The sequence below is a fragment of the Haladaptatus salinisoli genome, assembly GCF_020614375.1.
In the GTDB taxonomy this organism is placed as follows: Archaea; Halobacteriota; Halobacteria; order Halobacteriales; family Haladaptataceae; genus Haladaptatus; species Haladaptatus salinisoli.
In genome coordinates, this window is sequence record NZ_CP085327.1 from 196,183 (window position 1) to 214,802 (window position 18,620).

An 18,620-nucleotide genomic window follows, 5' to 3' on the forward strand; every position below is an offset into this window, starting at 1 on the left:
TCGTGGAATCGGCCCCCCGTCGGAGGTGTTCGACCGTCGGGACTCACTCCTCGTCCGATTCCGACGACCGCGACGCCGGCTCCGACTCGTTCGCGGTCGACGCCTCCGAGTTCGACCGCCGCCACAGTGCGAACGCTCCGCCGACGGGAATCCCGAGGACGACGAGGTAGGGCAGGACGTACGCCGCGCCGACGACCATCGCCCGGAGCACGACGAACGTGCCGTCGACCGAGTCGAGGAAGGCGGCCAGAACGCCCGCGTCGTACCACGACTTCTCGTCACCCGTCTTCGTCGCCGCGTCAGGTCGCGGTTCCTGCATCGTCACGGTTACGGTCGAGTAGGCGACGCGCTTTTGGAGCGACTGCTGTTTCGCCTCCAGTCGCTCGATTTCGGACTGCACCTTCGAGAGGCGCTTTTGCACGGCGAGCACGGCTTCGGTGTCGTTGGCGTTCCGGTAGAGTTCGCGGAGCTTTTCGCGCTGCGCCCGGAGGTTCCCGAGGCGGGCTTCGAGGTCGATGAGTCGGTCGGTCACGTCCCGCGTTCCGGTGCTCGACTCCTCAACCTCGCCCACCCGTTTCGCCCGCTCGAAGAACGCGGAGAAGTTCCCCTTCGGAATCCGGAAGACGACGCGCCCGGACGTCCACGTCTCGTTTCCTCGGCGGTGGACGCGCCGGTTCGAGTCGCTGACGAACCCGCCCCGTGCGCGCGCCGCCTCGGTGAGATTTCGGCTCGACCGGTCGAAGTTCTCGACCCGAAGCGTGACGTTCCCCGTCCGGATGAGCGCCCGCTGTTGGACGACGAGCGCGGTTCGCTGCTGACCGTTATCGGCCGTGTTCCCGCTCGATCGGGTGGCCGCCCCGTTCGGACCGTTCGCCGAGTTCTTCGCGTCGTCTCCGCCGGAGCCCGAACAACCGGCGAGGGCCACGAGGACGACCAGCGAGAGGACGAGCAGGCGACTGCTGCGTGCTGTCATACGCCTCACTGGTCATTCGGATAACAAAGGTGTTGGGTAGAGTGAAACACCCGTTTCACTCACCGCGCTTCCGACATCGGTTCGTCCCGCCGGTGCGCCGAAAACGCCGGCTTTCGCGGACGGTCGGTTCCTCGCGCGCTCACTCGAACTCCGGCAACACCTCGTTCTCGTAGAAGTCGAAGAAAGCCTCCTGGTTCGGGCCGATCTGGTGGACGTAGACGTGGTCGTAGCCCGCGTCGAAGAACTGGCGCAGGTTCTCGACGTGGGTGTCCGGGTCGGGGTCGGTCACGACGCTCCCCTCGGCGATGTCCTCTCGGGTAACCATCTTACTGGCCTGCTCGAAGTGCGTCGGGGTGGCGAGTTGGGCGGCGAGTTCGCCCGGCAGCGACGTGTTCGGCCAGTTTTCCAGCGCGGTGTCGATGGCCTCGTCCTCGTCTTCGGCGTAGCAGATGGACATCTGGCTGTACCTCGGCCCCTCGCCGCCGGCCTCGTCGAAGGTCTCGACCACGTCCTGCGGCCCGACGCTCCAGAACCCGTCGCCCAGTTCCGCGGCGGCCTTCGCCGCCCGTTCGCCGTAGGCCGAGACGACGATTTCCGGCGGTTCGTCCGGCAGCGTGTAGAGCCGCGCGTTCTCGACCGTGAAGTGGTCGCCGTAGTAGCTCTGCTGGCCGCCCTGCCACAGTTTTCGGATGATCTCTATCGCCTCTTCGAGCATCTCCATCCGAATCGGATGCTCGGGCCAGTGCTCGCCGACGACGTGCTCGTTCAGTCGTTCGCCCGTCCCGACGCCGAGGAAGAAATCGCCCTCGAACATCGCCGCGGCGGTCGCGGCGGCCTGCGCGACGATGGCCGGATGGTATCGCATGATGGGACAGTTCACGCCGATTCCCACCGGGAGGTCGTCGGTGGCGTGCGCGACGCCGCCGAGCGTCGACCAGACGAACGGACTGTGTCCCTGCTGGCTTATCCACGGGTGGTAGTGGTCGGAGATGGACGCGAAGTCGAAGCCCACCTCCTCGGCCCGCGCGGCGTGCTGAACGAGGTCGTTCGGATGGTGCTCCTCGCTCGACAGCGTGTAGCCGATTTGCGTCATCGTCCCCTCCGTCGAGTGATTTCGAAAGCCATGACGGAGGCGCTACATCGGTCGTCGGCATGAAGCCTCCGGCCGAAACGAACGGCGGTCGGACGGTTCGCCGATTTCGAAATCGTCGGTTCGAGCGGTCAGTGTCGCGGACCCTGCCGTCGTCCCTGCTGCTCCTGGAGGCGCTCGCCCTGATGTTCCTGCTGTTCCTGTCCCTGCGATTCGTGGAACTGCTGACCCTGTTGCTGGCCCTGCTCCCTTCGTCGCCCGTAGCGTCGCTCCTGCTGTCGCCGCTCTCGTCGATTCTGGCGGCTCTGTTGCCCCTCGCGCATCGCGGTCTGCTGGACGGAGCTGTACTGGCCCTCGGAGCCACCGCCGTACTGGTTCTGCTCCTGCTGCTGCGACCGTTCTCCCCCTCGTTGCGACCGTCGTCCGTACCGACGCTGTCGCCCTTGTCGCCCGCCCTGCCGTCCGCGTTCCGGTTGGCCGCGTTGCTGCTCGTGCTGTTCTTCCCCTCGTTGTCGTCCCCCTCGTCGCCCGCCGTAGCGCCGCTGCTGCTGTCGCTGCCGTCGCCGTTCCTGTCGGTGTTCTCGTCCTCCCCGTCCCCGATCCTGACCCTGCGATTGCTCCCGCTCGCGCCGCCGCGGGCCGCCGTAGCGTTGCGTCCGCGACTCGCCCTCGTCGCCGCGACCTGACTGGTCGTGCTGATGGTGTGTCATTGGTTACCCCATCGTGGGGTCGCCAGCGGATTCCTTAATCGTGCCGGCCCGGGTGGCCACGCTTAAGAGCGGTCGGCGATTCGGTCCCGACATGGAACCACGAGACCTCTCCGCGCACGTCGCGTATCAGGCCGGACGGGGCATCGAGGAGGTCGCTCGGGAGCACGGAATCGACCCCGGGGGCCTCGTGAAACTCGCGTCGAACGAGAACCCCTTCGGCCCGAGTCCGGCGGCGGTGGACGCCATCCGAGAGGCGGCGGGGAACGCCAGTTCCTACCCGAAGGCGTCGCACACCGACCTCACCGCCGAACTCGCCGACGGGTGGAACGTCGAACCGGCGCAGGTGTGGCTGGCGAACGGCGGCGACGGCGCGCTCGACTACCTCTCCCGGGCCACGCTCGACCCCGGCGATGCGGTGCTCGTGCCGACGCCCGGGTTCGCCTACTACGGGATGAGCGCGCGCTACCACCACGGGGAAGTCCGCGAGTATCCCCTCTCCAAGGACGACGGGTTCGCGCTCACCGCCGACGCCGTGCTCGGCCGGTACGACGGCGAGCGAATCGTCTACCTCACCAGCCCGCACAACCCCACCGGCGGGCGGTTCTCGCTGGACGCGGTGGAAGCCATCGCGGACGGGACCGACGACCGGACCCTCGTGGTCGTCGACGAGGCTTACGGCGAGTACGCCGACGCGCCGAGCGCCGTCTCCCTCCTCGACGACCGCGACGACGTGGCCGTCCTCCGAACGTTCTCCAAGGCCTACGGACTGGCCGGCGTCCGACTCGGATACGCCGTCGTGCCCGACGACTGGGCAGACGCCTACGCCCGCGTGAACACGCCCTTCGCCGCGAGCGAACTCGCGTGCCGGGGCGGCCTCGCCGCGCTCTCGGACGACGAGCACGTCGAGAAGTCGGTCGAGACGGCGCGCTGGGCGCGCGAGTACATTTACGAACGCCTCGACGCCCCGACGTGGGAGAGCCACGGAAACTTCGTGCTCGCGGAGGTCGGCGCCGCGAGCGAGGTCACGGCGGCCGTGCAGGAGCGCGGCGTCATCCTCCGCGACTGCACGAGTTTCGGCCTGCCGGACTGCGTGCGCATCACCTGCGGGACGAAACCGGAGACGCGGCGCGCCGTCGACGAACTCAACGAGGTGTTGGCGGAGTGAGGGTCGCCGTCACCGGGACGCCCGGCACCGGGAAGACGACGGCGACCGAACTGGTCGAATCCGACCTCGCCGTCGTCCACCTGAACGACGCGATTCGGAAGGAAGGGTTGGACGAAGGGACCGACGAGGAGCGCGACAGCCTGCTCGCCGATTTCGACGCGATTCGGGAGTGGTTGGCCGAACGGGGCGACGACCTGCTGGTCGATTCGCACCTCGCCCACCACTTCGACGCGGACAGGGTGGTCGTCCTGCGGTGCCACCCCGAGCGGTTGCGCGAGCGACTGGTCGAGCGGGGTGAATCGGAGGCGAAGGCGCGCGAGAACGCGGAAAGCGAGGCCCTCGACGTGATCCTCTCGGAGGCGGTCGCCGAGCGCGGCGTCGACTCGGTCTACGAAATCGACACGACCGACCGAACGCCGGACGCCGTGGCGGGCGACATCGAAGCGGTCATCCGGGGGGAGCGCGCGCCCTCCGCCGGCACCGTCGACTACCTGGAGTACCTATGACGCTCGACCAACTCCGCCCCGTCGCGAACCGCGCGCTCCGCCCCTTCGTCTCGGCGTCGGTGCGACTCGGCCTCACCCCGGACGCCGTGAGCGTCGTCGCGTTCGCGCTCGCCGGGGGCGCGGGGTGGGCGTTCTACCTCGGGGCCGAGGCTCGACTCTGGTACCTGGTCGGCGCGGTGCTCGTTTTCCTGAACGGGTGGCTCGACCTGCTCGACGGGGCGCTGGCGCGCGAACTCGGGACGGACTCCGCGGCGGGCGACCTGTTGGACCACGTGCTCGACCGCTACGCCGACATCGTGCTCATCGTCGGTCTCGCGGCGGGACTCGGCCGGTACGCGCTCGGACTGGCGGCGGTGACGGGCGTGCTGATGACCTCCTACCTCGGCACGCAGGCGCAGGCGGTCGGCTTGGACCGCGTCTACGGCGGCCTGCTCGGGCGGGCGGACAGGCTGGCGCTCATCGGCGTCGTCACCGGTCTCGCGGCCTTCGCGGAGTCGGTGGGGGGCTATCCGCTGGCCGCGCTGTTGCTCGCTCTGTTCGCCGTCGTCGGGCACGTGACGGCGCTGCAGCGGTTCTACCACTCGTGGCGCGCGCTGGCGTGAAGCGGCGTGCGATTTATCAGTCGAGGGGGTAAACGATACCACATGGTTCAGTGTGAGATGTGCGGTGCAGAGACGACCTCCCCGAGGACGATTAAAGTCGAAGGCGCCGAGTTGGACGTGTGCGACAACTGCGCCGACTTCGGCACGGAGGTCAAAACCCAGCAGTCGTCGTCCACGTCGACGAAGTACTCGACCTCCTCCTCTTCCGGCGGGTCGAGCGCGAGTTCGGGTAGTTCGGGGTCGTCGGGCGCGTCGTCCCGGCGGCGCTCGGACATGTTCGACGACATGGACGAAATCGCGCAGGACTACGACGACCGCATCCGCAACGCGCGCGAGGCCGAGGGACTGAGTCAGGAGGACCTCGCCAAGGAACTCAACGAGAAGGCGAGCCTCATCCGCAAACTCGAACGCGGCGACGTCCTGCCGAGCGACAGCGTCCAGAAGAAACTGGAGCGGAAACTCGGCATCAGCCTCACCGCCGGGAGCGGCGGCGCCGAGGACGAGGAGTGGAGCGGCGGCAGTTCGACCGGCGGCACCACGCTCGGCGACGTCGTCAAGCGCAAGGACTGACGGCGACTTCGCGGCGACGAGTCGTCGACCCGTCGCCCGCGCGGCGTTCCACAGCGTTTAAACGCGCGTCCCGCACCCATCGACGTATGAAAGCGACCGCGAAGGCCCACCCGATTCAGGGGCTCGTCAAGTATCACGGGATGCGCGACGAGGAGCGCAGGTTTCCGTACCACGACAGCATCAGCGTCTGCACCGCCCCGAGCCACACCAAGACGACCGTCGAGTTCGACGAAACGCTGGACGACGACGTGTTCGTCGTCGACGGCGAGGAACTGTCGGATCGCAAGGCCGACCGCGTCAGCACGGTCGTCTCGCGCGTGCGCGAACTCGCCGAGATAGACGCCCGCGTCCGGTTCGAGAGCGAGAACAGCTTCCCTTCGAACGTCGGCCTCGGCTCCTCGTCGTCGGGCTTCGCGGCGGCGGCGATGGCCTGCGTCGAGGCGGCGGGTCTCGACCTCGCGCGACCCGAGATATCGACCATCGCGCGCCTCGGCTCCTCCTCGGCGGCGCGCGCCGTGACGGGCGGCTTCTCCGACCTGCACGCCGGACTGAACGACCACGACTGTCGCTCGGAGCGACTGGAGTCGCCCGTCGAGGACGACGTTCGCATCGTCGCCGGTCTCGTTCCCGCCTACAAGGAGACGGAGGAGGCACACCGAGAGGCCGCCGACAGCCACATGTTCGAGGCCCGAATCGCGCACGTCCAGGATCAACTCGTGGAGATGCGCGACGCCCTCCGCGCCGGGGATTTCGACCGCATCTTCGAGACGGCGGAGCACGACTCGCTCTCCCTCGCGGCGACGACGATGACCGGTCCCGCGGGCTGGGTGTACTGGAAACCCGAGACGCTCTCCGTCTTCGACGCGGTTCGCCGCCTCCGCGAGGAGGAGGACGTGCCGGTCTACTTCTCCACCGACACCGGCGCGAGCGTGTACGTCAACACCACCGCCGAGCACGCGGAGTACGTCGAGGGAGTCGTCGCCGACTGCGGCGTCGAGACCATGCGCTGGAGGGTCGGCGGCCCCGCCGAAGTCCTCCCCGAGAGCGAAGCCCTGTTCTGAGGGGAGTACGCCTTTAGCCCTCCCGCGCGTAGCGTCGCACCATGCAGGTGGCAGTCCTCGGCGCGGGCTACGCCGGTCTCACGCTCGCTCGAAAGCTCGAACGCTCCCTCCCCGACGACGCGACCCTCGTCGTGGTCGAGCGAACGGGCGAGCACCTCGTCCAGCACGAACTCCACCGGGTCGTCCGCAGACCCTCGCTCGCCGACGACATCGTCGTTCCCCTCGACGAGGTGCTGAACTGCGAGATTCGGGAGGCGCGCGTCGAGTCGGTCGCCCCCGCCGAGAACCGCGTCTCGCTCGACGACGGCGAACTGGCGTACGACTACGCCGCCGTCTGCCTCGGCGCGGAGACCGCCTTCTACGACCTCCCGGGCGTCGAGGAACACGCGACGCCCCTGAAGCGACTCGACCACGCCCGCGAGATTCGGGACGATTTCACGGCGCTCGACGGCGGTCGCGTCGTGGTCGGGGGGGCGGGGCTGTCGGGCGTGCAGGTCGCGGGCGAACTCGCGGCGCTCGCCCGCGAAGAGGCGGTGGACGCGGAAATCGTCCTCTTGGAGCAGTTCGCCGAAGTCGCGCCCGAGTTCCCGGCGAACTTTCGGGAGGCGGTGCGGAGCGAACTCGAAGCGCGCGACGTCGAGGTCCGGACCGGAACCGCGGTCGAACGCGCCGACGGGAACGAAATCGCGCTCGCCGACGGGAGCGCGCTCGCCTACGACCAGTTCGTCTGGACCGGGGGAATCCGCGGCCCGGACGCGCTGGGCGGCGACCGCCCCCGCGTCGATAGCACGCTCCGACTCGGCGACGGAACCTTCGTCGTCGGCGACGCCGCGCGGGTGGTGGACGGCGACGGCGAGTCGGTGCCCGCGAGCGCGCAGGCCGCCGTGCGCGAGGCGCGGGTGGTCGCGAAGAACATCGCGCGGCTGGTCGAGGGCGGCGACGACGTGTTCGACCCGCGACTCGACCAGTTCACCTTCGACTCGCCCGGTTGGCTCGTCTCGGTCGGCGACGGGGCGGTCGCCCAAATCGGTCCGACGGTGGTGACCGGCACCGCCGCCAAGGCGCTGAAGGCGACCGTCGGCGTGCGATACCTCTCCTCGGTCGGCGCCGTCAGAAACGCGGTCGAACTGATCGGAGAGGAACTGGGCGAGTAGCGAACGGGTCAGATGCTCGGGATGCCGAGCATCCTGAACGTCAGGACGTTCAGGATGGCCAGCGCGTACGTGATGGCGACCACCGAGACCCACGCGATGAGGCCGATGCCGATGGCGTTGCCCCACCCGCCGGGGTAGCGCCAGTTGATGACCCATACCCACGCGACGAGCACGACGAGCCAGCCGAGCAACCAACCGATGAGTACCGCGACGATACCTCCGACCAACGACCCGACGATGGCCGTGATGAGTGCGTAGCCGTAGTCGTCGGTTCCCGTGACGACCCGCGCACCGATGTAGATTCCGAGCGCACCGATGAGCAGGCTCACGACGAACCCGACGACCGAGCCGATGAGGTACACCATACGGGGCGTTCTACGACGAACCCGTTTTTATAAGAACCGCTTGCATCTCGGAAGAGAGTTCGTTTCCCACAAAACTTATCATGGATAATTCCAGCACCAGTTTTAAGGTACTGGCCCGACCTTGCCCGAGCATGGCACGCGCAAGCGCATTTGACACGGTACTGATGGGTGCAGTCGGCGTCGGCACTGCGGCGGTAATCGGCCGACGGGCACTCGAATACTATCGCGAACGGAAGCGACTCTCGGATCCACATATCATCTGCGTTAATTGTGGCGAGGCGATGCCGATCGACGACGTACTCGACCCGGTCGTGACCTGCTCCTGTGCGACCAGCAACATCAGGATGGACTGACCGGACACCGCGTGCCAGCGTTCACACCGCAACAAAATCGGGTCGGGGAGTCAGCCGTGGCGGAACGTGCCACGGAGTCCCCGCTCGGCCACTCCGATGAGTAGCAGGGCGAAGAGCGCGACGACGAGCCAGCGTCCCGTCTGGGAACTGAGCGCGTCGACGACCAGTCCCAGCAGGTCGAAACCGACGACCTGACCGAGTGCGAACAACAACAGCGCGAAACCGACGACCGCGAGACCGGACAGCAGTCCGGTCTTCGCCAGCCAGTCCGACGTGCTCTCCCTCTCGCGACCGCGTTCCGTCCGCTCGTGCCGTCGGTTCGCACCGCTCTGTCCAGCGGTTTCGTTCGTAACGGTTCGTTGACTATCGTTACGGTCGTCTCCGCCGTTCTGTGGTTGGGGCATGGTATCGTCCCCGGCGAAACGGAAGACGCTGACGCCTAAAGTTATGCGGACGCTAAGGGAACCGTTACCGACCGTTCCGCAGAAACGATGCGCGCCGCCCGCGAGGTCGATCAGCGCTATTCGGCGTCGTTCACGCTTCCTCGACGGAGTCGGCGTACCGCTCCAACTCGGCGGCGACCTCCCGAGCCTGCTCGGGCGACAGCGACACCGTCTCGGCGTGCGCGGGGAGGTGCTCCAGTTCCGCGTTGTCCAACTCCACCTGCAACAGCACTTCTTCGGGGGCCTCCTCGCCCTTCGGCGTGGTGACGTTCAGCACCGCCACGGCCTCCTCGTCCCAGCCGTGGCCCTCCGCGACGGCGTCGACGAGGTCGAGCGTGGTGTAGGCGGTGACCGATAGCACGCGATCCGCCATCTCAATCGTCACCCGGAATCGGGTCGTTCGGGCTGTTCGGTGCCGGACTCGCGTCCATCGAGTCGTCCTCGGCGTAGGGGTACCACGTCTTCTTCGTGTTGTGCATGTAGGGGTCGTCGTAGGAGGTCTCCTCCGGTTCCGCGAACTCGGCCAGCGTCTCCTCGTCGTGTCGCTGCACGAATTCGCGGAACGTCTCCCGGCCCTCCCGGCGCTCCGCGAACGCCTCGATGAGGTTCCGAATCGCGCCGGGCACCTCGTCGGCGGCGATGCGCTGTCGCACCCACGACGCGAAACTCGGGTTCTCGCCGAGTCCGCCGCCCAGGCCGATGTCGAGCGCTTCGACCGGTTCGCCGTCCTTGCGCGTCTTCATCCCCCGGAGGCTGATGTCCGCGATTTGGGGCTGCGCGCAGGAGGCGGTGCAGCCCGAGAGGTGGATGTGAAAGTTCTCCACGTCCTCGGGGAGGTCGACGTTGTCTCGCAGCCAGCGCGAGAGGCGCACTTGCCTGTTTTTCGTCTCGACGATGGAGAGCGAGCAGAACTCGGTTCCGGTGCAGGCGATGGAGCCGCGCTGGAAGGGGTGCGGGTCGGGGCTGTACCGGTCGAACAGCGGTTCGTCCAGCATCGCGTCCACGTTCTCCTCCGGAACGTCGGTCAGGATGACGTTCTGGCGCTGCGTGAGCCTGGCTTCGCCCGAGCCGTACTTCTCGGCGAGGTCGGCCATCTCTATCATGTCCTCCGCGCCGACGCGGCCGACGAGGACGTTCAACCCGACGTAGTAGTTCTCGTCCGGTTGCCGGTGGACGCCGACGTGGTCGGCGTGGCCGTGGTCGTCGGGCACCCCGGCGTTGTAGGAGTACTCCTCGCGGAGGTCGTCGCCCGCCGTCTTCAGTTCGAAATCGACGTACTCCTCCTGCAGGACGCGGCGAATCTTCTCCGGTCCCCACTCGTCCACGAGGAACTTGATGCGGGCGCGGCGTCGGTTCTCGCGGTTGCCGTGGTCGCGGAACAGCCCCGAGAGGCCGCCGAGGACGGGCGTGACCTCGTCCGGTTCGGCGAACACGTCGATGTCGCGGGCGAAGCGCGGTTCGCGCCCGGCAAGTCCGCCGCCGACGCGGACGTTGAACCCGCGAACCGCCTCGCCGTCTATCTCCTTCTCGGCGGGTTCGATGCCGATGTCGTTGATGTCGCCCTGCCCGCAGCCCTCGCGGCAGCCCGTGACGGACACCTTCCACTTCCGCGGGAGGTTCGCGTACTCGGGGTTGCCCTTCATGTTCTCCTGTAGGTCTTCGACCACGGGGAGCGCGTCGACGAACTCCCGTTCGTCCTTTCCGGCGACCGGACAGCCGACGATGTTGCGCCACGAGTCGCCGCAGGCCTGCATCGTCGAGAGCCCCGCGTCCTCCAGTCGCTCCCAGATGGCGGGAACGTCCTCGATGTTTATCCAGTGAAGCTGGACCGCCTGCCGCGTCGTCACGTCGGCGTAGCCGTTGCCGAACTCGGGGTTCTCGGCCGGGCCGACGGCGAAGTCGCGTGCGATCTCCCCGATAACCCGCAGTTGGCCCGGTTCGAGCACGCCGCTGGGCGGCCCGATGCGCATCATGAAGTAGCTCTCCTGCCCGTCGCGCTGGTGATACAGTCCCCACCATTTGAACCGCTCGAACCACGCGTCGTGTTCGTCGTCGGGAATCGCGTCCCACCCCTCCTCGGCGAACCGAAGCATGTGTTCGCGTATCTCCTTCCCGTACACCTCGTCCTTCCACTTCTCCACGTCGGTCGGCATGTGGGTACCCGTAGAGAACCCACCCGTAAACAGACGCCCTCCGCGTCAATCCCCGCCGGAGGTCGAACGTAGAGGCAAAGCTTTCGGGTTCCCGTGACGCGCCGGAATCGACCGACCTCGGCGGACGACGGCGCTCACCGCGGTCGATGGACGGATTCCACGGCGACGGGCCGAAATTCTCCGTCGCGGACGCGCCCGACCCGGAGCCACCCCGTCGTGGAGCGTTCGCCGCAGCCGATGCACTGTCCGGCGGCGCGGGCTTCGACCCACCGCCCGTCGACCCCGACGTCGGCGAACACTTCGACGAGGAAGAACGCGGTGTCGCAACCGCAGACGCCATGGTCGGCGAGTTTCCAGACGTTGCTCACCCCGACGGTTCTGGTGTTGTTCACGTTCACCCACGCGCCCTCGTCCAGCGTTCGAATCGCGGTCGCCATGTCGGTACGTCGGAGTCCGCGCACCTCAGGGCGTCGGCAGTCGCAACCCCCGCCGCATCGTATGACGCGTCGCGCTCGGCGATACGGTTCGCACCGCATCCGTTCCGGAGTTCGGGCGGCGACTTCCCCTTTCTCGCCCGTCAGAGAAACCGACGAATCTTACCGCGACGTGGGAGCATCGGCCGGAATTACGCGAAGACGCACCGTTTAGGGGACGTGCGGTAAACGTGGTGGTGATGACACGACTCGACGGAGACGCTCGCCGATATATCGACGGCGAGTTCGTCGACCCGACGGACCGGGAGGTGACGGCGGGTGAGTGACCGACAAGTGAGCGAGCGACAGGTGAACGACCGGCCGGAGGACGACCACTTGGACGACGTGCCGGACGGTAGCGGCTGCACCGAAATCTGGGAGCACCTCTCGGAGCGCCGCGGCGAGGACGAAACGCGAGAAGAATGACCCGTGCGGCGCTCGTGCTGGTCGGCCACGGCTCGCACCTCGACCCGAAGTCGGCCAGACCGCTGTACGACCACGCCGACGAGATTCGCTCGCGGGGGTCGTTCGCGGCGGTTCACGAGGCGTTCTGGAAGGAGGAGCCGTCGCCGCGCGAGGTGCTCCGAACCGTGGAGAGCGACGAGGTGTACGTCGTCCCGCTGTTCACCAGCGAGGGCTACTTCACCGAGCAGGTGATTCCGCGCGAACTCCGACTCGCCGAGGGGTGGAACCTCGACGTGGAGAAATCGGTGACGTACACCGACCCGGTGGGCACCCACGACGCGATGACGGAGGTCGTCGTCCGGCGCGCCGAACGCGTGACCGGCGACCCCGAGGTCGGGCCGGGGGTCGGACTCGCCGTGGTCGGTCACGGCACCGAGCGTAACGAGAACAGCGCGCGGGCGACGCGAGCGCACGCCGACCGCATCCGCGAGCGCGGTCGATTCGACGAGGTTCGGGCGCTGTTCATGGACGAGAAACCCGAGATAGACGACCTCACCGCGCACTTCGAGAGCGACGAAATCGTCGTCGTCCCGCTGTTCGTCGCCGACGGCTACCACACGCAGGAGGACATCCCCGAGGATATCGGGCTGACCGACGACGCGAGCCCCGGCTACGACGTGCCCGCCGAGGTGGCCGGGCGGACGGTCTGGTACGCGGGGGCGGTGGGGACGGAACCGCTGGTCGCCGACGTGGTCGTCGAGCGCGCGGCGGACGCAGGTGCCGACGTGGAACACGTGGGGGCGCGAGCGCCGCGGGGGGAGAACGCGTCGGCGCGCGACTCGCCGGTCGACGAACTCGTCGAAGCCGCGACCGAGGGCGTCGATTTCGACGGCCTCCGCGCGGAGTTCGACGGCGAGTTCACCTTCGAGACGCCGGAGACGCGACGCGCCGGGCTGAGCGAGTCGGCGTTCCGCTCGTTCGCGCGCGACCACCCTCGGTACGTCTCGAACTGGCACCACTGGGAGCGCGCGGTCGGGGGACGCGACACCCACCGCCGCGCCTTCCTGCGCTGGCTGGAAAACGCGAACCGTCCGGTTCCGGAGCGCTACGACGCGCTCGCCGGAACCGAGCGGGGAGACGGGGGCGTCACCCGGACGTGGGGACAGCTCGCGCTCGCCGTCTCGCTCGGAGACGGCGGCGAGCGACGCTACGAGGTTCGCCACGTCGACGACCGCGAAGCGGACGACGCGGCCCTCGCGACGTACCACGACCCGACCGCGATCCGCGACCTGTCGCGGTTCACAGACGACGGCGAGTACCGACCGCTGAGGGCGGCTCCGACGCTCCCGACGGGGTGGTCGTTCGTCACGACGAGCGGCGAGGACCTCTACCGGGCGGTCGAGTACGTCTACCCGGCGACGGTCGCCAACTGGCACCGCGAGCGCGAGGGCGACCTCGACGCGACCCACTTCGAGGAGGCGGCCGCGCGCCAGACCGGCATCTACGCCGAGGTCGAGGAACTCGACCGGGACGCGCTGGAACGAGCGGTCGAGTCCTGTTGCGTCGATTCGCAGTGTCGTAAACGACGCGCGTGGGACGTCGGCGAGGGCGACGAACTCGCCGTCCCCCGCGGCGACGGCGAGTTCCCCTGCCGCGAGCCGTGCTCGCTGTTCGTGGCGGCGGCCCGGGAGTTTTTGCGGGCCGAGCGAGAGGACGAATCGAAGCGGGGAGACGCCGACGGCGAATCGAGGCGCGACGGCGCGACGGTGCGCGTCGGCGAAGTGAGCGACCCCGCGAACCGCTACCGAGCGCGGTATCGCCGCGCGAAGCGCGTCGCGGACGAGAGGTGATTTCGATGCACGATGGAACAGTTTATCTGGTCGGCGCAGGTCCGGGCGACCCGGAACTGCTGACGGTAAAGGCACGCAAACTACTGGACGAGGCGGACGCCGTCCTCCACGACAGGCTGGCGGACGAGCGCATCGTCGACTCCTGCTCCGAGACGGCCGAGGTCGTCTCCGTCGGCAAGCGCCCCGGCCCGAACGGCGAGCGGACGACGCAGGAGGAGATAAACCGCATGATGGTCTGCAAAGCCCGGGAGGGCAAGGACGTGGTTCGCCTGAAGGGCGGCGACCCCACGGTCTTCGGTCGCGGCGGCGAGGAAGCGGAGCACCTCGCCGCCGCGGGGATCGACTTCGAGGTCGTCCCGGGGATCACGAGCGCGGTGGCCGCGCCGGGCGTCGCCGGCATCCCGGTCACCCACCGCGAGCACGCCTCCAGCGTGACCGTCGTCACCGGCCACGAGGACCCGACGAAGCCGGAGAGCGCCCTCGACTGGGACGCGCTGGCCGCGAACGTGCGGGCGGGCGGAACGCTCGTCGTGCTGATGGGCGTCGGTCGCCTCCCCGACTACGTGGCCGCGCTCCGGGCCGGGGGGGTCGCCGAGGAGACGCCGGTCGCCATGGTCGAGAACGCGACCCGCGAGTCCGAGTTCACCGTCACCGGGACGCTCGAAACCATCGTGGAACGCCGCGATGACGTCGGCATCGAACCGCCCGCGGTGACCGTCGTCGGCGACGTGGTCGCCGTCCGCGACCGCGTCGCCGAGTTCCTGCAAGGCGCGCCGTCGGTCGATTTTTCCCCCGCGCCCGAGACGGTCGCCTCCGACAAGGGGGTCGAGTGATGGCGCTTCGAGAGTTGATGTCGCGGGTCGGTTCGGGGCCGAAGTCGGCAGAGGACATGAGCTACGAGCAAGCCTACGAGGCGTTCGACGGAATCCTCTCGGACGACGCCGACCCGACGACGCTCGGCGGGTTCTGGGTGGCGAACCGGTGGAAGCGCAACACCCCCGAGGAGTTGGCCGGTTTCCTCGACGCGATGCGCGACGGGTCGGTCGAGGTCGCCCGTCCGGACGCCGACCCGGTGGACTGCGGCGCGAACTACGACGGCAAGGGGGAGACCGCGCTGCTCGGCGTGGCGGCGGGGCTGGTCGCGGCGGCGGCGGGGACGCCTGTCGTCGTCCACAGCGGCGACCGCGTGCCGGTCTCGGAGGGCTGTGCGTACCGCCACGTGCTGTCCGAACTCGGGGTCGAAACCGACCTCGCGCCGGACGCGAGCGCCGAGATGGTCGACTCGGTCGGCTTCGGATTCTACGACCAGTCGCGGTTCAATTCCGGCGTCGACGCACTCCGCGACCGCCGGGCCGCGGTCGGCGTCCGGACGTTCGTGAACACGGTCGAGACGCTGGCGAATCCCGCCGACGCCGGTGTCCACCTCGGGAGCTTCTTCCACCTCTCCTTCGCCGAGCGAATCGTCGGTACGCTCCGAGAGAGCCGAACGTCGAACGTGGAGCGGGCCATCCTCTTCCAGGGATTGGAAGGGTACGACGACATCAGGCCGGGATACACCAAGGTCGCCGAGTGGAACGACGGGGCGGGCGAGTTGGAAGAGTACGAGATAGAGACGGCGAACTACGGGATGGACTTCGAGCGCGACGACCTCGGGGTCGGGGACGTCCCCGCCGATTCCGCCCGAATCACCGAGTCGGTGCTGTCCGGCGAGCGCGAGGACGAGTTCGCCGACGCCGTCGCGCTCAACGCCGCCGTCCGCATCTACGCCGGCGGCGACGCCGATTCGCTCGACGAGGGGCTGACGCTGGCGCGGAAGACGGTCGCCGAGGGGGACGCCGCCGAGGCGCTCGACGCCCTTCGGGGGTTCGAACCGTGACGAACGCGCCGCCGGTCGAGGAGAAGCCGTACAAGATACTCTTCGAGGGGGCGCGGTGTTTCGGCGCGGGGAAGTGCGCCGAGGTCGCCGAGAACTGGGGAATGGACCTCTCGACCGGACTCGGAAGCCCGAAGACGTACTTCCTCGACGACGACGAACTTCCCGAGAACGTCCGCGCCGCGGAGGTCTGCCCCGCGAAGAAGGACGCGGGCGTCATCCACGTCGTCGACCGCCGGACGGGCGAGGAGATCGCGCCGAATCCCGACGGCGACGGAACCCTCAGTCTCGGGTGAGCGAGCGGTCGAGAGCGTCTTTCACCGCGGCCTCCGCTTCCTCACGTCCGTCATCTCCGGCCGAAATCGCGTTCCGAACGGCGTTCGATTCGACCACCGCCCGAACCGCCCGCCGTCGCGCTTCGGGCGACGTCTCCCGCTCTCGTAGCTCCTCCCGGACGTCGGCCGTCAGGTCCGCCATCGCGTCCGCGCCGTCGAGCAGCGGTTCGATTCGCTCCCGCAGGCGTTTGCTCAGGGCGGGGCTCCGTCCCCCGGTCGCGACCGCCGCGACGACCCCCCCGTCCCTCGCCGTCGCCGGAACGACGACGCTCCCCGCCTCGCGGTCGCCGCTTCGGTCGGCGCGATTGACCAGCACGCCTCGCTCGCGGGCTTCCACCTCGACGGCGTCGTTGAGCGCGCCGTCGTCGGTCGCGGCGACGGCGAGCGCGGGCGAGGCGCGGTCGAACCACCCTCGCACGTCTTCGGGGTCGAGGTGCGCCCTGACCAGCGACGCCTCGCCGACTTCGTCGTAACCCGCTTCGAACCGCCCGCCGACGACGACGGTTCGGGCTTCCCGCGCGAAAAAGCGGGCTTTTCGGAGGCCGACGCTCCCCCCGCCGAAGACGAGCACCGTTTCGTCGGCGAAATCGTGGAAGAGGGGAAGCATTCGTTCGAGAGGACGGAGGCGAGCGGCTTGAAGGTCGTGATTCCGGAACCGGCGTCGGTTACAGACCGAGAATCTCCCGCGCCCGCGCGGGCGACGCGACCTCCCGCCCGAGTTCGTCGGCGAGCCGCGCGACGCGCGCGACGAGTTGGGCGCTGCTCTCCGCGAGTTCGCCCCGCCGATAGTAGACGTTGTCCTCCAGACCGACTCGGACGTGTCCGCCGAACAGGATGCCCATCGTCGCGAACGGGAGCTGGTGTCTGCCGAAGCCGAGCGTGTTGAACAGCGCGTCGTCGGGCAAATCGTCGACGGCGTTCAGGAAGTTCCTCGGGGTCGGTCGCGTGAGCGTTCCAGGACCGAAGATGAGCGTCGCGTACACCGGGTCGGCGAGGTCGCGGCGTTCCAGGAGTCCGTACACCTCGTTTCGGTGGCCGTCGTTGAACACCTCCAGTTCGGGTTTGATATCGCGCTCATCCATCTCGTCGTAGAGGTCGTCGACCATCGCCCGCGTGTTCTCGCTCGTGAGGTGGTCGTACCGGTTCAGCGGTCCCATGTCGAGCGACGCCATCTCCGGCGCGGGGTCGGTTCGAAGCGGGAGGTGGCGGTCTTCGGCCGGCGCGGCCGTCCCCCCCGTCGAGTGCTGGATGATGACGTCGTCCGCGTGCGCCCTCACCGCGTCGTCTATCTCCTGAAATCGCTCGGTGGCGAAGGAACGCTCGCCGTTCGACTCGCGGGCGTGCAGGTGGACGATGGCGGCACCGGCCTCCTCCGCCGCGGCGGCGGCCCGCCCGATCTCCTCCGGCGTCTCCGGTACGTTCGGATTCGCCTCCTTTCCGTGGACGCCCCCGGTCAGCGCAGCCGTGAGGATGACCGGTTCGCCCGCGAGGTACGCCCCGTAGCTCATTCGTCACCCTCGGCGCGTCCGCGGTATATCTCGCAGTGTCGCTCGTGGCGCAGTTCGTACCGGTCGTTGCAGATGTCGGCGCGCATCGGTTGTACGAACTCGTCGACGACTGTGCAGAAGGCTCGCGGCTCGTCGAACCTCGTCGCGTCGGACTTCGACTCCCCGGTTTCCGTTTCCTCGATTCCATCTCGATACTCGAGATACGGACACACCATACGCGAGACGGATGGTAGCGAGTGGCATAACGGTTCGCTATCACCGCCGTCACCCGGCGAGGCGTCGTTCGAACCGCGACCGCGTTGCTCTCGGGCGGGCGTTCTCGGGCGATTTCAACGCTCGTCCGAAGCGCTCCGAAAGCCACGGAAGCGGGTTTCCAACGCCGGTTACCCCACGACGTTGTTGACGGTCAGCGCGACGAAGAACGCGATCACGACCTCGTTGACGATCCACGAGTTCGAGTTCATCCAGTCGCGAACTTTCGGAAGGGCGGCCTCCGCCCGCGCGCCGAACGTGAACACGGTCAGCGAGGGAAGCGCCAGCAACAGTACCGTGAGCGCGACGAACGGGAGACCGTCCGTCCACGGGTCGCCGTGGGCCGCGAGGAAGGAACCGACGGCGAACGAGGTGAGGATGTCGGTCGGGAAGAATCCCATCAGGAGGAAACCGAGCTTGAACGAAAATCTCGGCCTCGCCGTCTGTAGTTTGCCCATCCATTTCGGGGGCTCCGACTCCCCCCGCTTCAGGTAGACGTGCACCATGGCCGCGAGGAGGAGGACGAGGACGACGACGTAGAGCGCGTCGTTGGAACCGCGTTGCCCGGTCGCGCCGCTACCGAGGAGGTAGGCTATCGTGACGACGGCGGTGATGGAGAGTGCGGCGCCGAGGATGTACGCGACGGAGTTCCGCCGCCAGTCCCGACTCGTGGCGAGGAAGACGGCGCTCAGTATCTGCGGACCCGCGATCATCACGATCGCCATCGGGAGCAGCGGTAGCGAACTCACGGCTCCGCTCCCATCCGAAAAACGCGACTC

At 68.3% G+C, this 18,620-nt stretch carries 23 protein-coding genes and 2 pseudogenes; 13 read left to right on the plus strand and 12 right to left on the minus strand.

The features are described 5' to 3' along the window. Positions 1 to 43 precede the first annotated feature (43 nt). From LIX00_RS01115 to LIX00_RS01125, 3 genes are all read right to left on the minus strand, one after another. Positions 44 to 973, minus strand: a complete 930-nt coding sequence (locus LIX00_RS01115; RefSeq protein ID WP_227354349.1) for a DUF4349 domain-containing protein — start codon at positions 971 to 973, stop codon at positions 44 to 46. A 139-nt stretch (positions 974 to 1,112) separates the two neighbouring features. Further along, entirely contained in the window at positions 1,113 to 2,066 is a 954-nt protein-coding gene (locus tag LIX00_RS01120; protein WP_227354350.1) for a TIGR03557 family F420-dependent LLM class oxidoreductase, read from the minus strand. A 128-nt stretch (positions 2,067 to 2,194) separates the two neighbouring features. After that, positions 2,195 to 2,773 (minus strand): hypothetical protein, encoded by a 579-nt coding sequence (locus LIX00_RS01125; protein WP_227354351.1) that lies wholly within the window; start codon positions 2,771 to 2,773, stop codon positions 2,195 to 2,197. 91 nt (positions 2,774 to 2,864) lie between these two features. On the opposite strand from LIX00_RS01125, the gene hisC reads away from it, so the two are divergent. From hisC to LIX00_RS01155, 6 genes are all read left to right on the plus strand, one after another. Further along, on the plus strand, positions 2,865 to 3,938 hold the full coding sequence (hisC, locus tag LIX00_RS01130) for a histidinol-phosphate transaminase (RefSeq protein WP_227354352.1): 1,074 nt from the start codon (positions 2,865 to 2,867) through the stop codon (positions 3,936 to 3,938). Then, complete coding sequence (locus LIX00_RS01135) at positions 3,935 to 4,444, plus strand: adenylate kinase family protein (protein ID WP_227354353.1); 510 nt, start codon at positions 3,935 to 3,937, stop codon at positions 4,442 to 4,444. Before hisC ends, LIX00_RS01135 begins: the two co-directional genes overlap by 4 nt. After that, positions 4,441 to 5,046: a CDP-alcohol phosphatidyltransferase family protein gene (locus LIX00_RS01140; RefSeq protein WP_227354354.1), complete on the plus strand. Its 606-nt coding sequence runs from the start codon at positions 4,441 to 4,443 to the stop codon at positions 5,044 to 5,046. Before LIX00_RS01135 ends, LIX00_RS01140 begins: the two co-directional genes overlap by 4 nt. 42 nt (positions 5,047 to 5,088) lie before the next feature. Continuing rightward, a complete protein-coding gene (locus tag LIX00_RS01145; RefSeq protein WP_227354355.1) occupies positions 5,089 to 5,616 on the plus strand; it encodes a multiprotein bridging factor aMBF1 in 528 nt (175 codons plus the stop codon). 86 nt (positions 5,617 to 5,702) lie between these two features. Then, positions 5,703 to 6,677 carry a phosphomevalonate decarboxylase MvaD gene (gene mvaD / locus LIX00_RS01150; RefSeq protein WP_227354356.1) on the plus strand — a complete coding sequence of 325 codons (975 nt, stop codon included), beginning with the start codon at positions 5,703 to 5,705 and terminating at the stop codon, positions 6,675 to 6,677. 41 nt (positions 6,678 to 6,718) lie between these two features. Continuing rightward, on the plus strand, positions 6,719 to 7,831 hold the full coding sequence (locus LIX00_RS01155; protein WP_227354357.1) for an NAD(P)/FAD-dependent oxidoreductase: 1,113 nt from the start codon (positions 6,719 to 6,721) through the stop codon (positions 7,829 to 7,831). An 8-nt stretch (positions 7,832 to 7,839) separates the two neighbouring features. Here the strand turns inward: LIX00_RS01155 and LIX00_RS01160 are convergent, their stop codons facing one another. Beyond that, positions 7,840 to 8,196, minus strand: coding sequence for a hypothetical protein (locus tag LIX00_RS01160; RefSeq protein WP_227354358.1), 357 nt, complete (start codon positions 8,194 to 8,196; stop codon positions 7,840 to 7,842). 131 nt (positions 8,197 to 8,327) lie between these two features. Here LIX00_RS01160 and LIX00_RS01165 point away from each other — a divergent pair, with 131 nt between their 5' ends. After that, complete coding sequence (locus LIX00_RS01165; RefSeq protein ID WP_227354359.1) at positions 8,328 to 8,549, plus strand: hypothetical protein; 222 nt, start codon at positions 8,328 to 8,330, stop codon at positions 8,547 to 8,549. 50 nt (positions 8,550 to 8,599) lie between these two features. Here LIX00_RS01165 and LIX00_RS01170 read toward each other — a convergent pair whose 3' ends face one another. From LIX00_RS01170 to LIX00_RS01185, 4 genes are all read right to left on the minus strand, one after another. Then, positions 8,600 to 8,953, minus strand: coding sequence for a hypothetical protein (locus LIX00_RS01170; protein WP_227354360.1), 354 nt, complete (start codon positions 8,951 to 8,953; stop codon positions 8,600 to 8,602). A gap of 130 nt (positions 8,954 to 9,083) precedes the next feature. Then, a complete protein-coding gene (locus LIX00_RS01175) occupies positions 9,084 to 9,365 on the minus strand; it encodes a DUF6360 family protein (protein ID WP_227354361.1) in 282 nt (93 codons plus the stop codon). A 1-nt stretch (position 9,366) separates the two neighbouring features. Further along, complete coding sequence (locus tag LIX00_RS01180) at positions 9,367 to 11,145, minus strand: nitrite/sulfite reductase (RefSeq protein WP_227354362.1); 1,779 nt, start codon at positions 11,143 to 11,145, stop codon at positions 9,367 to 9,369. A 134-nt stretch (positions 11,146 to 11,279) separates the two neighbouring features. After that, on the minus strand, positions 11,280 to 11,582 hold the full coding sequence (locus LIX00_RS01185) for a DUF8134 family protein (protein WP_227354363.1): 303 nt from the start codon (positions 11,580 to 11,582) through the stop codon (positions 11,280 to 11,282). Between the two features lie 315 nt (positions 11,583 to 11,897). Here LIX00_RS01185 and LIX00_RS01190 point away from each other — a divergent pair, with 315 nt between their 5' ends. The 6 genes and pseudogenes from LIX00_RS01190 to LIX00_RS01215 all read left to right on the plus strand — a co-directional run bounded on the left by LIX00_RS01190 (position 11,898) and on the right by LIX00_RS01215 (position 16,042). Next, complete coding sequence (locus LIX00_RS01190) at positions 11,898 to 12,044, plus strand: DUF8595 family protein (protein WP_227355723.1); 147 nt, start codon at positions 11,898 to 11,900, stop codon at positions 12,042 to 12,044. Continuing rightward, a pseudogene (locus tag LIX00_RS01195) lies at positions 12,041 to 13,048 on the plus strand (CbiX/SirB N-terminal domain-containing protein); the annotation flags it as partial. The gene LIX00_RS01190 and the pseudogene LIX00_RS01195, both read left to right, overlap by 4 nt. 81 nt (positions 13,049 to 13,129) lie before the next feature. Continuing rightward, positions 13,130 to 13,873 (plus strand): annotated as a pseudogene (locus LIX00_RS01200) (DR2241 family protein); the annotation flags it as partial. A 5-nt stretch (positions 13,874 to 13,878) separates the two neighbouring features. Beyond that, positions 13,879 to 14,706, plus strand: coding sequence for a uroporphyrinogen-III C-methyltransferase (gene cobA / locus LIX00_RS01205; protein WP_368410705.1), 828 nt, complete (start codon positions 13,879 to 13,881; stop codon positions 14,704 to 14,706). After that, the gene (locus tag LIX00_RS01210; protein WP_227354364.1) at positions 14,706 to 15,749 is read left to right on the plus strand and encodes an anthranilate phosphoribosyltransferase; all 1,044 of its coding nucleotides are present in this window, start codon (positions 14,706 to 14,708) and stop codon (positions 15,747 to 15,749) included. Before cobA ends, LIX00_RS01210 begins: the two co-directional genes overlap by 1 nt. Next, complete coding sequence (locus tag LIX00_RS01215; RefSeq protein WP_227354365.1) at positions 15,746 to 16,042, plus strand: ferredoxin; 297 nt, start codon at positions 15,746 to 15,748, stop codon at positions 16,040 to 16,042. Before LIX00_RS01210 ends, LIX00_RS01215 begins: the two co-directional genes overlap by 4 nt. Here LIX00_RS01215 and LIX00_RS01220 read toward each other — a convergent pair. The 4 genes from LIX00_RS01220 to LIX00_RS01235 all read right to left on the minus strand — a co-directional run bounded on the left by LIX00_RS01220 (position 16,029) and on the right by LIX00_RS01235 (position 18,590). Then, positions 16,029 to 16,688, minus strand: a complete 660-nt coding sequence (locus LIX00_RS01220; protein ID WP_227354366.1) for a precorrin-2 dehydrogenase/sirohydrochlorin ferrochelatase family protein — start codon at positions 16,686 to 16,688, stop codon at positions 16,029 to 16,031. The genes LIX00_RS01215 and LIX00_RS01220 overlap by 14 nt on opposite strands. A gap of 58 nt (positions 16,689 to 16,746) precedes the next feature. Then, positions 16,747 to 17,589, minus strand: coding sequence for a beta-keto acid cleavage family enzyme (locus LIX00_RS01225; RefSeq protein ID WP_227354367.1), 843 nt, complete (start codon positions 17,587 to 17,589; stop codon positions 16,747 to 16,749). Further along, positions 17,586 to 17,804, minus strand: coding sequence for a hypothetical protein (locus LIX00_RS01230; RefSeq protein WP_227354368.1), 219 nt, complete (start codon positions 17,802 to 17,804; stop codon positions 17,586 to 17,588). Before LIX00_RS01230 ends, LIX00_RS01225 begins: the two co-directional genes overlap by 4 nt. 168 nt (positions 17,805 to 17,972) lie before the next feature. After that, positions 17,973 to 18,590 carry a GAP family protein gene (locus LIX00_RS01235; RefSeq protein WP_227354369.1) on the minus strand — a complete coding sequence of 206 codons (618 nt, stop codon included), beginning with the start codon at positions 18,588 to 18,590 and terminating at the stop codon, positions 17,973 to 17,975. Between the last annotated feature and the right edge of the window lie 30 nt (positions 18,591 to 18,620).

Coding starts and splice junctions, on each gene's coding strand:
- LIX00_RS01115 (WP_227354349.1), bottom strand. CDS start 973: ATGACAGCACGCAGCAGTCGCCTGCTCGTCCTCTCGCTGGTCGTCCTC.
- LIX00_RS01120 (WP_227354350.1), bottom strand. CDS start 2,066: ATGACGCAAATCGGCTACACGCTGTCGAGCGAGGAGCACCATCCGAAC.
- LIX00_RS01125 (WP_227354351.1), bottom strand. CDS start 2,773: ATGACACACCATCAGCACGACCAGTCAGGTCGCGGCGACGAGGGCGAG.
- hisC (WP_227354352.1), top strand. CDS start 2,865: ATGGAACCACGAGACCTCTCCGCGCACGTCGCGTATCAGGCCGGACGG.
- LIX00_RS01140 (WP_227354354.1), top strand. CDS start 4,441: ATGACGCTCGACCAACTCCGCCCCGTCGCGAACCGCGCGCTCCGCCCC.
- LIX00_RS01145 (WP_227354355.1), top strand. CDS start 5,089: ATGGTTCAGTGTGAGATGTGCGGTGCAGAGACGACCTCCCCGAGGACG.
- mvaD (WP_227354356.1), top strand. CDS start 5,703: ATGAAAGCGACCGCGAAGGCCCACCCGATTCAGGGGCTCGTCAAGTAT.
- LIX00_RS01155 (WP_227354357.1), top strand. CDS start 6,719: ATGCAGGTGGCAGTCCTCGGCGCGGGCTACGCCGGTCTCACGCTCGCT.
- LIX00_RS01160 (WP_227354358.1), bottom strand. CDS start 8,196: ATGGTGTACCTCATCGGCTCGGTCGTCGGGTTCGTCGTGAGCCTGCTC.
- LIX00_RS01165 (WP_227354359.1), top strand. CDS start 8,328: ATGGCACGCGCAAGCGCATTTGACACGGTACTGATGGGTGCAGTCGGC.
- LIX00_RS01170 (WP_227354360.1), bottom strand. CDS start 8,953: ATGCCCCAACCACAGAACGGCGGAGACGACCGTAACGATAGTCAACGA.
- LIX00_RS01175 (WP_227354361.1), bottom strand. CDS start 9,365: ATGGCGGATCGCGTGCTATCGGTCACCGCCTACACCACGCTCGACCTC.
- LIX00_RS01180 (WP_227354362.1), bottom strand. CDS start 11,145: ATGCCGACCGACGTGGAGAAGTGGAAGGACGAGGTGTACGGGAAGGAG.
- LIX00_RS01185 (WP_227354363.1), bottom strand. CDS start 11,582: ATGGCGACCGCGATTCGAACGCTGGACGAGGGCGCGTGGGTGAACGTG.
- cobA (WP_368410705.1), top strand. CDS start 13,879: ATGCACGATGGAACAGTTTATCTGGTCGGCGCAGGTCCGGGCGACCCG.
- LIX00_RS01210 (WP_227354364.1), top strand. CDS start 14,706: ATGGCGCTTCGAGAGTTGATGTCGCGGGTCGGTTCGGGGCCGAAGTCG.
- LIX00_RS01220 (WP_227354366.1), bottom strand. CDS start 16,688: ATGCTTCCCCTCTTCCACGATTTCGCCGACGAAACGGTGCTCGTCTTC.
- LIX00_RS01225 (WP_227354367.1), bottom strand. CDS start 17,589: ATGAGCTACGGGGCGTACCTCGCGGGCGAACCGGTCATCCTCACGGCT.
- LIX00_RS01230 (WP_227354368.1), bottom strand. CDS start 17,804: ATGGTGTGTCCGTATCTCGAGTATCGAGATGGAATCGAGGAAACGGAA.